Annotated in this window: 12 protein-coding genes and 1 tRNA gene; 2 read left to right on the forward strand and 11 right to left on the reverse strand. The window is 71.0% G+C overall.

Going from position 1 to position 11,145, the window contains the following annotated elements:
* The 6 genes from JHN63_RS44730 to JHN63_RS44755 all read right to left on the reverse strand — a co-directional run.
* Positions 1-1,093: lipid-transfer protein (locus JHN63_RS44730; protein ID WP_200690869.1), on the reverse strand; the 1,093-nt coding region annotated here is incomplete at its 3' end.
* Entirely contained in the window at positions 1,090-1,485 is a 396-nt protein-coding gene (locus JHN63_RS44735) for a MaoC family dehydratase (RefSeq protein ID WP_200690870.1), read from the reverse strand. The genes JHN63_RS44730 and JHN63_RS44735, both read right to left, overlap by 4 nt.
* The gene (locus JHN63_RS44740) at positions 1,482-2,582 is read right to left on the reverse strand and encodes an acyl-CoA dehydrogenase family protein (RefSeq protein ID WP_200690871.1); all 1,101 of its coding nucleotides are present in this window, start codon (positions 2,580-2,582) and stop codon (positions 1,482-1,484) included. The genes JHN63_RS44735 and JHN63_RS44740 overlap by 4 nt, the downstream gene beginning before the upstream one ends.
* A 1-nt stretch (position 2,583) precedes the next feature.
* On the reverse strand, positions 2,584-3,555 hold the full coding sequence (locus tag JHN63_RS44745) for a bifunctional MaoC family dehydratase N-terminal/OB-fold nucleic acid binding domain-containing protein (RefSeq protein WP_234478639.1): 972 nt from the start codon (positions 3,553-3,555) through the stop codon (positions 2,584-2,586).
* A gap of 5 nt (positions 3,556-3,560) precedes the next feature.
* Positions 3,561-4,826 carry an acyl-CoA dehydrogenase family protein gene (locus JHN63_RS44750; RefSeq protein ID WP_200690879.1) on the reverse strand — a complete coding sequence of 422 codons (1,266 nt, stop codon included), beginning with the start codon at positions 4,824-4,826 and terminating at the stop codon, positions 3,561-3,563.
* Between the two features lie 209 nt (positions 4,827-5,035).
* Positions 5,036-5,347 (reverse strand): hypothetical protein, encoded by a 312-nt coding sequence (locus tag JHN63_RS44755; protein WP_200690873.1) that lies wholly within the window; start codon positions 5,345-5,347, stop codon positions 5,036-5,038.
* 369 nt (positions 5,348-5,716) lie between these two features.
* Between JHN63_RS44755 and JHN63_RS44760 the strand changes: the two genes are divergently transcribed.
* Together JHN63_RS44760 and JHN63_RS44765 are read left to right on the forward strand one after the other, a co-directional pair.
* Positions 5,717-6,667: a bifunctional DNA primase/polymerase gene (locus JHN63_RS44760; protein WP_200690874.1), complete on the forward strand. Its 951-nt coding sequence runs from the start codon at positions 5,717-5,719 to the stop codon at positions 6,665-6,667.
* A 72-nt stretch (positions 6,668-6,739) separates the two neighbouring features.
* Positions 6,740-6,895, forward strand: a complete 156-nt coding sequence (locus tag JHN63_RS44765) for a hypothetical protein (RefSeq protein ID WP_200690875.1) — start codon at positions 6,740-6,742, stop codon at positions 6,893-6,895.
* Between the two features lie 49 nt (positions 6,896-6,944).
* Here the strand turns inward: JHN63_RS44765 and JHN63_RS44770 are convergent.
* The 5 genes from JHN63_RS44770 to JHN63_RS44790 form a co-directional block, all read right to left on the reverse strand.
* Positions 6,945-7,031 (reverse strand) — tRNA-Ser (locus tag JHN63_RS44770).
* A 93-nt stretch (positions 7,032-7,124) separates the two neighbouring features.
* The gene (locus JHN63_RS44775) at positions 7,125-7,988 is read right to left on the reverse strand and encodes a GNAT family N-acetyltransferase (protein ID WP_200690876.1); all 864 of its coding nucleotides are present in this window, start codon (positions 7,986-7,988) and stop codon (positions 7,125-7,127) included.
* Positions 7,989-8,269: 281 nt separating this feature from the next.
* Positions 8,270-9,217, reverse strand: a complete 948-nt coding sequence (locus JHN63_RS44780) for a CU044_5270 family protein (protein ID WP_374222999.1) — start codon at positions 9,215-9,217, stop codon at positions 8,270-8,272.
* Positions 9,210-9,851, reverse strand: a complete 642-nt coding sequence (locus JHN63_RS44785; protein ID WP_200690877.1) for an RNA polymerase sigma factor — start codon at positions 9,849-9,851, stop codon at positions 9,210-9,212. Before JHN63_RS44785 ends, JHN63_RS44780 begins: the two co-directional genes overlap by 8 nt.
* Positions 9,852-10,058: 207 nt before the next feature.
* Positions 10,059-11,145: S1C family serine protease (locus tag JHN63_RS44790; protein ID WP_200690878.1), on the reverse strand; the 1,087-nt coding region annotated here is incomplete at its 5' end.

Below are 11,145 nucleotides of genomic sequence, written 5' to 3' on the forward strand. Positions count from 1 at the left end.
CCGGTATCTGGTTGACCGCGCTGCCCCGCACCTGCCGCACCCCTTCCGCTATCCCGTTCATACCGTGCAGATACGCCTCCCCGAGCTGTCCCCCGTGCGTGTTGACCGGCACCCGCTCCTCGGCCACGAAGTCCGCCGCCTCGCCCCGCCCGCAGAAGCCGAACTCCTCCAGCTGCATCAGCACGAACGGCGTGAAGTGGTCGTAGAGGATCGCCACGTCCATGTCCTGCGGTCCGAGCCCCGCCGTCCGCCACAGTTGCCGTGCGACCACGCCCATCTCCGGGAGGCCGGTCAGGTCGTCGCGGTAGAAGCTGGTCATCTGTTCCTGTGCCCGCCCGGCGCCCTGGGCCGCCGCCGCGACGACCGCGGGCGGACGGGGCAGATCGCGGGCCCGCTCCACCGAGGTGACGACGATCGCCTGGGCGCCGTCCGTCTCCTGGCAGCAGTCCAGGAGACGGAGCGGCTCCACGATCCAGCGCGAGGCCGCGTGCTCGGCGAGGGTGATCGGTCTGCCGTGGAAGTACGCCGCCGGGTTCGTCGCCGCGTACTTGCGGTCCACCACCGCCACCTGCCCGAACACCTCCGGTGTCAGGCCGTACGTGTGCAGATAGCGCTGCGCCGCCATCGCCACCCACGACGCCGGCGTGAGCAGCCCGAACGGCAGCGACCAGCCGAGCGCCGCGCCCTCCGCCGACGGCTCCCGATGGGTCACCCCGGAGCCGAATCTGCGCCCCGACCGCTCGTTGAAGGCGCGGTAGCAGACCACCACCTCGGCGACCCCCGTCGCCACCGCCAGCGCCGCCTGCTGGACGGTCGCGCAGGCCGCGCCGCCGCCGTAGTGGACCCGGGAGAAGAAGGACAGCTCGCCGATCCCGCAGGCCTGGGCGACGGTGATCTCCGGGTTGGTGTCCATCGTGAACGTGACCATCCCGTCCACGTCCGCCGGCGTCAGCCCCGCGTCGGCCAGCGCGGCCCGCACCGCCTCCACCGCCAGCCGCAGCTCGCTGCGCCCCGAGTCCTTGGAGAACTCCGTCGCCCCGATCCCGACGATCGCGGCCCGTCCGCCGAGGGTGTCGCGGGTGCGGGCGCTCATTCCCCGGCCTCCCTCGGCACGGTCACCGTCACCGTGCCGGTCACATGTCTGCCGATGCCGTTCGCCCCGACCACCCGCACCGTCGCGGTGTCGCCGTCCGTCTCCTCGACCCTGCCCGTCAACACCATCGTGTCGCCCGGGTAGTTGGGGGCGCCGAGCCGTATGGCCACCCTGCGGAGCGTGGCCCCCGGTCCGAAGTGGTCCGTGATGTAGCGGCCCACCAGGCCGTTGGTCGTCAGGATGTTCATGAAGATGTCCGGGGAACCCTTCTGCCGTGCCGCCTCCGCGTCGTGATGCACGTCCTGGTAGTCCCGGGAGGCGACCGCTCCGGCGACGATCAGCGTGCGGGTGATCTCGATCTCCAGCGGGGGCAACTCCTCACCTGCCCTCATGACCGCGCCTCCTCCTCACCGACGATCAACTCCCCCAGTTCCTGGAGCACCTCGCCCCCGCAGCCCAGGTACGCGTCCAGCTGCCGGCCCCACAGGAAGTGCCGGTGGACCGGATGGTCCAGGTCGGCTCCCGCACCGCCGTGCAGATGCTGACCGGTGTGGACGACACGGCTGCCCGCCTCGGACGCCCACCAGGCGGCGGTCAACGCGTGCGTGGCATACGGCAGTCCCGCGTCCCGCCGCCAGGCCGCCTCGTACGCCGTCACCCGGATCGCCTCGACGTCCATGTGCGCGTCGGCTGCCCGGAGTTGGACCGCCTGCCGCGTGGCCAGCGGGCGCCCGAACTGCTCCCTGGTGTTGACGTGCGCCACCGCCCGGGCGAGCGAACCCGCGCAGACCCCGGCCTGGAGACCGGCGAACGCGGTGCGGGCGGTGGCCAGAACGTCCGTGTAGGGACCGGCAGTCGGAGGGCGGGAGCGAGACCGGTGGACGTCGGCACCGAGCCGCTCCGCCGAGGCCCCGTCGAGGGTCAGCCGCCCCGCCGACCAGGGCGCCGTCAGCTCCACCGCCTCGACGCGCGCGGCCTCCGCGACCGGCGTCAGCCACAACTCCCGCTCCTCGTCGGCGACAAGGACATGCGTGGCGTCGCGCAGCCAGGGCACGACAGGAACCGTGCCGGTCAACTCACCCTGCGCCGAGCCCCGTTCAGCCTCACCCCGTACACCTCTCGCCCGCACACCCCCCTGCGCCGGAAACGCCCCGCACACCACCACCGACCCGTCCCCGATCCCCGGCAGCAACCGCTCCCGCTGCTCGGGTGAACCATGGGCCGCCACCGCCAGCAGCCCGTACACACAGGTCGACGCGAAGGGCACCTGCGCGGTCGTCCGCCCCTGTTCCTCCAGGAGGAGCACGAGGCCGAGCAGGCCCAACTCCTCGACGGCACCGACCAGTCCGGCCGCGCACAGGGCCTTCCACAGCTCGGGGTCGCCGTCCGTGCCGGCCGCCGTGAGCCGCTCGGGTGTCGCGAGGTCGCCGAAGATCCGGGCGGCCAGGTCACGGGCCGCCGCCTGCTCCTCCGTGGGCGTGAAGTCCATGTCAGCCCGCCTCGCCCTCTCGGCCTTCCTGGACCCGGAAGACGGGGAGCACCAGGGGGTCGCCGCCCGACCCGTCGCCGCCCAACTCGTCGCCGTGCGGCTGCGGTTCGTCGTACCGCCGGAATTCGAGTCGCACCGGCAGCCCGATGCGGACCTTGTCGTACGGCACCCCCACCACGTTGCTCACGATCCGCACGCCCTCGGCGAGTTCGATCAGGCCGACCGCGTACGGGGGATCGAAAGCGGGGAAGGGCGGGTGGTGCATCACCACGTACGAGTAGACCGTGCCCTCGCCGCTCGCCTCGACGGTGTCCCAGTCCGGGCCGCCGCAGGCGTTGCAGCCCGGGAGCCAGGGGTGGCGCAGCGTTCCGCAGTCCGTGCAGCGCTGGATGAGGAGTCGGTGCCGTCGCACGCCCTCCCAGAAGCCGGCGTTGTCCCGGTTGATCACGGGGCGGGGGCGCCGGGCCCGCTTCTCTTCCGGCTTCCCCTTCGGGCGGGCGGGGGCGTACTTGAGGATGCGGAAGCGGTGGGTGCCGACGAGGTCCGGGCCGACCCGGACGTCCATGCGGGTCGTGACGAAATACCCCGTGCCCAGCTTCGTCGTCTTCCGCTCCGACACCGACTCGATGACCGCGTCGAACGTGACCTCGTCGCCCGGCCGCAGGGGCCGTAGATACTCCTGCTCGCAGTCGGTGGCGACCACCGAGGTGCAGCCCGCCTCGTCGAGGAGGTCGAACAGCTCGTCGTAGGCCCCCGTGCGACCCGTGTGTCCGGAGAGGCCGCCCATGGTCCAGGCCTGGAGCATGGTGGGCGGGGCGATCGCGTCCGGTCCCTCGTACGCCGGATTCGTGTCGCCCATCGCCTCGCACCAGTGCCGGATCATCGGCTCGTTGACGGGGTCACGGCCCGTGCCCGCGACGGCGGCCGCACGCCCTTCGTACGTCTTGAGCCGCGCCCCCAGCTCGTCGGTCATCGTGTTCACCGCCGCCCCCTCGTCATCCCGAGCCGCATCGTCGCGACGATCTCCCGCTGCACCTCGCTCACCCCGCCCCCGAACGTGTTGATCTGCGCCGCCCTGTTCAACCGCTCCAGCTCGCCGTCCCCGAAGACACCCGGCGATCCCGAACGCACCAGCCCTGCCAGGCCAGTCGAGCCGTCAGGTCCATACGGTCCATCCGATCCGACGGGTCCAACCGTCCCGACCCGTCCCACGGGCCCATCCGGCCAGACCGGTCCGGCCGTCCCGGCGACGTGCTGACATATTCGGTACACCGCCACCGTCGATTCGGTTCCCACGAATTTCACGCCGCTCGCGTCGCCGGGCGCCAGGCGGCCCGCCCCCACATCAGCCACCAAACGCCAGTTGAGCAGGCGTGTCGCCGCCAGCCGGGCATGTGCCTCGGCCAACTGGGACCGCACCCACGGCTCGTCGACCCGGCGCCGCCCCGTCACCGGATCGGGTGTGCGGGCGGCGGTCAGCACGGCCGTGTAGAAGTCCTCGGCCTGCATCCCGGTCGCGGCGAGGGCGACCCGCTCGTGGTTGAGCTGGTTGGTGATGAGGGACCAGCCCTCGTTCTCCGCGCCGACGAGGTTGCCGGCCGGGACGCGGACCCCGTCGTAGTACGTGGCCGTCGTCCGCTGCCCGCCCACCGTCTCGATCGGCGTCCACGAGAAGCCGGGCGCGTCGGTCGGGACGAGGACGATGGAGATGCCGCGGTGCTTGGGGGCCTCGGGGTCGGTGCGGCAGGCGAGCCAGATCCAGTCGGCGTTGTGGGCGTTGGAGGTGAAGATCTTCTGCCCGTCGATCAGCCAGCCGCCGCCGTCCTCACGCACCGCCCGGGTCCGCAGCGACGCGAGATCCGTGCCGGCCGACGGTTCGCTGTAGCCGATCGCGAAGACGAGTTCGCCGCGCAGGATGCCCGGCAGAAGGGCGGCCTTCTGTTCCTCGCTGCCGTACTTCATGAGGGTCGGTCCGACGGTGTTCAGGGTGACCATCGAGACGGGCGCGTTCGCCCGGTAGGCCTCGTCGAAGAACACGAACTGCTCGTCGGCGCCGCGCCCTTGACCGCCGTACTCGACCGGCCAGCCGAGCCCGAGCCAGCCGTCGGCCCCGATACGGCGCAACAGGGCCCGCTGCCCCTGGGGGTCGTCCATAGCGGGTGGGCCGTCGGGCATCAACTCGGCGAAGTAGGTGCGGAGTTCGGCGCGGAGCTGCTGCTGGCGGAGGGTGGGGGCGAGGTGCACGGCGGCGGACCTCCGGGGCGACATCGCAGGGGCGAGGGTTTCTGACTGTCCGTCAGATACCGTGCACTGTCAAGGTCGGTTCCGGAGAAGGGAGATCACGGAAAAACGCCTGCGCGGCGGTACCGAAGCACCACCGCGCAGACGCGTCACGACCCCAGAGAGCACACCTCAGGCACCCCCGCGCATCCCCGCGCGGAAGCCGGGCCCGGCTACCAGAAGTTGGCGAAGTTGACGGCGACGTTCTCGTTTCCCTGGTTGATGGCGGTGAACGCGGATCCGTTGACCTGGGCGGTGTTGCTCTGGTTCGAGGCCCCGGAGCCGACCGCCTGCTGCTGTGTGGTGGACGAGTTGCCCTTGTTGTCGTGTCCGACCCCGCTGCCGCTCACGGTCGCCACACCCGCGTTCGATCCGTTGCCCGCGATGGCGCCGTTGTCCGCCGCCGCGACGCCGGTGAAGAGGGCGGCTGCCAGCGGAAGGGCGGAGACGGCGGCGATGATGCGGGCGGTACGGATGCTTGCCATGTTGTTCCTCCAGAACAGGGTACGTACCGGCTCCGTGGCCGGACGTACATGAACTACGGCTTCAAGTACGGCTGCTACCAAGGCAGTTGGCCGACCACCTCGGTGTTGTGCACGACGTCGCGAGACCAGAGTTGCCCACCGGATCCCCGGCGAACCAGAGCGGAAGCGGTTATTCCCTCTGAAGCGTGATGACAAGTCGATAAACCCCCTTGGTTACCCAGAAGGTGTCATCCGTCGCAGTACGGACAGCTCGCCCCGGGCACCCCAAGAGGCGAAGCGTTCCTCCACATTTCCTGCCAATACGCCCTGCTCGGCGAGTCGCACCCTCTCCCCCTTCCCTTTTTCGAACACACGTACGAACATGGAGGCATGGCCACCACCGACCGGCAGGCCACAACGCTGGCCCTCGCACACGCCCTGTCAGCCGCCGAACGCGGACTGGCCGTGATCCCCCTGTCCCGGACAAAACTCCCGGCCCTGCGCTCCCCGCACCGCGACGACCTCGACCGAGGCCCAGGCACCGGTCCCGGTCCCGTCTCCAGTCCCGGCACGGGTCCGGGCCCCGACACCGGCCCCGGCGCAGACCCGGTGGGCGTGCCCTGCCACGGCGAGTGCGGGCGGCTCGGCCACGGGGTCTACGACGCCTCGACCGACCCCGCGCGCATCCGCGAACTGTTCGCCGCCGCGCCCTGGGCCACCGGTTACGGCATCGCGTGCGGGCTGCCGCCGCACCACCTGATCGGCATCGACCTCGACACCAAGTCGGGCACGGACTCGTCCTCCGCCCTGCGCGAACTCGCCCTCCGCCACCTGTTCACGATCCCCGAGACGGTCGTCGTCCTGACCCCCAGCGGCGGCCGCCACCTCTGGCTCAGCGGGCCGCCCGACGTGGTCGTCCCCAACTCCGCGAGCCGGCTCGCCCCCGGCATCGACATCCGCGGCGCCGGCGGCTACCTCGTCGGCCCCGGCTCCCGCACCGAACACGGCCTCTACGGCGCCGCGCCCGCCACGGCCCACCTCGCACCGGCAGCGTGCCCGCCCTCGCTCCTGCGCCTGCTGCTCCCACCGCCCCGCACCCACCACCCGACCCCCACCTCGACCGGCCAACACGGCCAGGGCCTGGTCCAGTTCGTCCTCGCGGCCCATGAGGGCCAACGCAACACCCGCCTCTTCTGGGCGGCCTGCCGCGCCTACGAGAACGACATCGGGCCGACGCTGATCGAGCCGTTGGTGGAGGCGGCGCTGGGCACGGGGCTGTCGGAGCGGGAGGCGCGGGCGACTATCGCGTCGGCGGCTCGGATGACGGGGCATCGGCCGTGAACTCCTCGGCAGCTACCGCGAGTTCAGGCTTCTCCACCCCATCGCAGGCCCGCGACGGGGGATGATCCCCTCATGCACATACGCCGAGAGGTCCACCGGGTCCGTCAGCTCCACCGGGTCCAGTGGTTCCGCTGGGTCCTGTGGGGGCTGTGGCTTGCGTGTCTGGCGTTCATCATCTGGTTCGTCACGGAGGCGGTCACGCTGTTCCTCGAGGCCGAGTCCTGGTGACATGCCGAGAGCCTCCGACCGTTTTCGCTGGTCAGAGGCTCTCATTCTGCGGTGGGTGTGGGATTTGAACCCACGGTCACATCGCTGCGACGACGGTTTTCAAGACCGTTCCCTTAGGCCGCTCGGGCAACCCACCTGCGCAGCCGCCCACCAGGGACGGAGCGGGTACAGCGTACCGGCACCGCGCGGGTCGCGGGGTGCGCGGTCCGGCTTCGGGGCCCGGGTGTGGCTACTCCGGTGTCGCGCCCGAGAAGTCGTACACGGCCCAGTCGGTGAGCAGGACGTACCCCAGCCGTCGGTAGAGGGCGTTGCTGGTGGGGTTGGCCGGGTTCGTGAAGAGGACGACGTCACTCGCGCCCGTGGCCAGCGCGGCTCTGCTCACCTCGGCCGTCACGGCGGCGGCGTAGCCGTGGCCCCGGAGGTGGCCCGGGGTGTAGACGGGGTCCACGCGGATCATGCCGCCGATCTTCGAGGTCGCGCCCGCGATGGACACCGGCGTGCCGTCCGGGGTCTCCCAGAACGTGAAGTGCTTGTCGGCGAAGCGGGTGTCGGCCCAGGAGTCGGGGAGGACTTCGTCGACGGCGGTGGCGAACTCGTGGCACCAGTGGGTGACTTGCTCGTGGTCCTCCTCGCCCGCGATCCGGGCCTGGCCCTCCGGGAGAGGTTCCGGTGGGGTGAGCGTGCCGAGTCGGTAGAGGTGGAGACGGACGCGGAGTTTCGACGTCGCGCCTGTGCGCCGTTGCCATGCCTCGGCGAACGCGGTCGCGGTGTTCTGGTCCGCGGTGACGTAGGGAAGGGCCTGCCCGAGATCCGCCAGGCGGGCGGCGAGGGTGTCGGCCTGGTCGGGGGTGAGGGAGGTGGGTGCCAGGCCACGGGACGGGAGGCGGTGGAAGACGGCCTCGACCTCGCCCGCTCGCTCCCGTCGGCCGAACAGGGTTGCCCCGTCGCCGTGTTGGGCCGAGCCGTGCGTTCTCAGTCTCTCCATCGCCGTCAACTGCGTGGTGTGCAGGGCGGGGCGCGAGCGCAGGAAGTCCCCGCCTCCAGCGAGGAAGTCGTCCAGGTCTTCGGTGAGGTGCCAGTCGGCCGGTCGCATGGTTCATGATTTCCCGTGCTGCGGGCGTGCGTCCGTGGTTCCTCCGCACCGCAGCGGCGCGCTTCCGGGGGGCCTCCGTACCGGTGCAGGCCCGCGTCCGTGGTTCCTCCAAACCGCCGCAAGCCCGCGTCCGCGATTCCTTCAAAACCGTCGCAAGCCTCCGTTCGTAATTCCTCCGCACCACCGCAGACCTCCGTCCAGGGTTCCTCCGCACCGGACCCGGCGCGGAACAGGGGCACCGCCCAGTGAGCGGCACCCCTGCCGACCCGCCTGTAACGGCACTACGGCCGCTGCATCACCCGGTCCACCACTGCGCTCGCGGCGACGTACGACCACTGGTCGTACGTCGTCCCGCCCGCCGTCCGCCGGTCGCGCATGCCGAGGTAGCGGTACGTCTTCGGGTCGAACACCAGGATCGGGCCGCCGTGCGCCCAGGGAGTGCCGGGGGCGCCGACGTACTGGATGCCGATGCCCTCGCGGCCGTCGGCGTCCTTCTGGTGGGGCAGGACCTTGATGCCGGGGACGGTGGCGAGCGCCTCGTAGGCCGCGGAGCGCAGGCCCTTCGGGAGGACGGGTGCGCGGAGCAGACCGGAGACGAAGACCTGGGTCATCGGCCAGTCGGCGGCCCTCATCGGCTGGCTGTAGTCCGGCTTTCCGCCCATGTCCCGCAGGGCGATCACCAACTTGCCCGGGTCGGTGGGCAGTTGCCTCAGCTCGGTCCACTTGGTCGGCGGCCAGGTGCCCTGGCCCGGCCGGTACACCGGGACCCACTGCTTACGGCCCAGTTCGCTGACGTAGGACTTCTTGGAGCCGTCGACCGAATTCCAGCTCTCGTCGACGTAGGTGCGGGTCCCACCGCCCTTGGTCGGGGTCTCCTTGATGATCTCCTTGGTGTAGATGAACTGGTCGTCGCGCGGGGCGATCGGCTTCTCGAGCCTGCGCTCCTCGGCCGCCGCGCCGTGCAGCACGGTGGTCGCGCTCACCGGCCGGGTGTGGGGCGAGGAGCTGTTGTTCCCTGCGACCAGCACGGTCGTGGCGACCGCCGCCGTCGCGACGCCGGCCACCGCCATGCGCAGGAACGGACGCCTCCCGACGGTCACTTGGGCGGCGGGAGCGCTCATCGTCTCGTAGAGGCGGAATCGGGCACGCGCGCGTGCGGCGTCCGTGAGCGGGGGCGTGTCCGCGTCCCACTCCCTCAAGGGCTCCAGTCCACGCATCAGTTCACTCATCGTCGGATTCCTCGGATTCGTCTCGGAAGGCTGTCGGATCGGATCCGCCCAATGCGTCGCGAAGTTTTCTGCGGGCCCTGTGCAGCCGTGACCGGACCGTCCCCACCGGTACCTCCAGGGCGCGTGCGACCTCCTCGTAGCCGAGGTCCGCCCACGCGACCAGCAGCAGCACGTCCCGGTGCCGGGCGGGCAACCGGGCCATGGCCAGGGCCAGTTCGCCGCGTACGGCCTGGGCGCTGACCTTCGCGGCCACCCGGTCGGCGACCGGGTCCTCGGAACCGGCGGCGGGTGCGGCCGACGGCAGCCGGCCGATCGCCTTCAGCCGTCGGGCCTCGGCGCGCCGGTGCCGGCCGATGAGGTTGGTCGCGATGCCGAACAACCACGGGCGGGCGTCGGGCAGCCGGGTGTCGTAGCGGAAGCGCTGTTGGAACGCGGTGGTGAACGTCTCCGCCATCAGGTCCTCGGCGACCTCCGTGCCAAGACGGCGCGCCGCGTAACGGTGCACCGGGTCGGCGTGGCGGTCGAAGAGCACGGCGAACGCCTCGGGCTCGTCCCACGACCGTTCGATCACCGAGGCGTCACTGATCGGGGCGGCACTGTCCTGCCCCACTCTGATGCCTGGTTCGACGGTCATCGGGGCTCCTCTCGTCCATGCGAACTCGCTGATGAAGATTGGGCTTTCACCCGTACTTCGCCGCAGGGAGGAATCGGGTTCCCTCGTGCTGCACGCACGCGTGGAGGTGGTGCACGCACGCGTGGAGGGCGCCCAACACGAACGGGCCGGGCGAGGAGAGTCCTCGCCCGGCCCGTCGGCCGATCTTGTGACGCTACGTCAGGTACGTCAGCTGTCGCCGACCCTCGACCCCAGGGTCAGGTCGGTCGTGTGCTCCGTACCGCCGCGCTTGTAGGTGATCTTCACCTTGTCGCCCGGCTTGTGGGTCCAGATCTCGCCGATGAGGGTCGGGCCGCTGTCGATCACCGAGTCGTCGAGCTTGGTGATGACGTCGCCGGCCTTGAGGCCCGCCTTGGCCGCCGGGCCGCCGGCCTCCACCGAGGAGGAGCCGCTGACGCCCTCGGCGGTGATCGTCGCTCCGGAGGTGCTGTCCTCCAGCGAGACCGAGGCGCCGATCTTGGCGTACACCGGCTTGCCGGTCTTGATCAGCTGCTGGGCGACGTACTTCGCCTGGTTGATCGGGATGGCGAAGCCCAGGCCGATCGAGCCGGACTGGCTGGTGCCGCTGAGGCCGCCGCTGCTGGTCGACTGGATCGCGGAGTTGATGCCGATGACCGAGCCCTGGGCGTCGAGCAGCGGGCCGCCCGAGTTGCCGGGGTTGATCGAGGCGTCGGTCTGCAGGGCGCTCATGTACGAGGCCTTGCTGGTGGAGCTGCCGTCGCTGGAGGCCACCGGGCGGTTCTTGGCGCTGATGATGCCCGTGGTCACCGTGTTGGACAGCCCGAAGGGGGCGCCGATGGCGATCGTCTCGTCGCCGACGGCCACCTTGTCCGAGTCGCCGAGGGCGAGCGGCTTCAGGTTGCTGGGGGCGTTCTTGAGCTTGATCACCGCGACGTCGTAGCCCTGGGCGTGGCCGACGATCTCGGCGTCGTACTTCTTGCCGTCCGGGAACGTCGCCGTGAGCTTGCCGCCGTCGACCGCGTCGGCGACGACGTGGTTGTTGGTGACGATGTGGCCCTGGGTGTCGAACACGAAGCCCGTGCCCGTGCCGCCCTCGCCGCTGGTGCTCTCGGCCTCGATGGTGACCGTGCTGGGCAGGGACTTGGCGGCGACCGCGGCGATGGTGCCCGGGTCGCGCTTCACGGAGGCGCTGCTGCCGGTGTCGGCGGAGACGGTGGTGGAGTTGCTGTTGTCGTCGTGGTCCTTGGCCAGGGTGTAGCCGAGGCCACCGCCCAGGCCGCCGGCCACCAGCGCG

Origin of the sequence: Streptomyces sp. MBT65 (assembly GCF_016612545.1) — a bacterium.
Taxonomy (GTDB): Bacteria; Actinomycetota; Actinomycetes; order Streptomycetales; family Streptomycetaceae; genus Streptomyces.

Coding starts and splice junctions, on each gene's coding strand:
- JHN63_RS44780 (WP_374222999.1), bottom strand. CDS start 9,217: ATGAGTGAACTGATGCGTGGACTGGAGCCCTTGAGGGAGTGGGACGCG.
- JHN63_RS44735 (WP_200690870.1), bottom strand. CDS start 1,485: ATGAGGGCAGGTGAGGAGTTGCCCCCGCTGGAGATCGAGATCACCCGC.
- JHN63_RS44775 (WP_200690876.1), bottom strand. CDS start 7,988: ATGCGACCGGCCGACTGGCACCTCACCGAAGACCTGGACGACTTCCTC.
- JHN63_RS44765 (WP_200690875.1), top strand. CDS start 6,740: ATGCACATACGCCGAGAGGTCCACCGGGTCCGTCAGCTCCACCGGGTC.
- JHN63_RS44755 (WP_200690873.1), bottom strand. CDS start 5,347: ATGGCAAGCATCCGTACCGCCCGCATCATCGCCGCCGTCTCCGCCCTT.
- JHN63_RS44785 (WP_200690877.1), bottom strand. CDS start 9,851: ATGACCGTCGAACCAGGCATCAGAGTGGGGCAGGACAGTGCCGCCCCG.
- JHN63_RS44760 (WP_200690874.1), top strand. CDS start 5,717: ATGGCCACCACCGACCGGCAGGCCACAACGCTGGCCCTCGCACACGCC.
- JHN63_RS44745 (WP_234478639.1), bottom strand. CDS start 3,555: ATGACCGACGAGCTGGGGGCGCGGCTCAAGACGTACGAAGGGCGTGCG.
- JHN63_RS44740 (WP_200690871.1), bottom strand. CDS start 2,582: ATGGACTTCACGCCCACGGAGGAGCAGGCGGCGGCCCGTGACCTGGCC.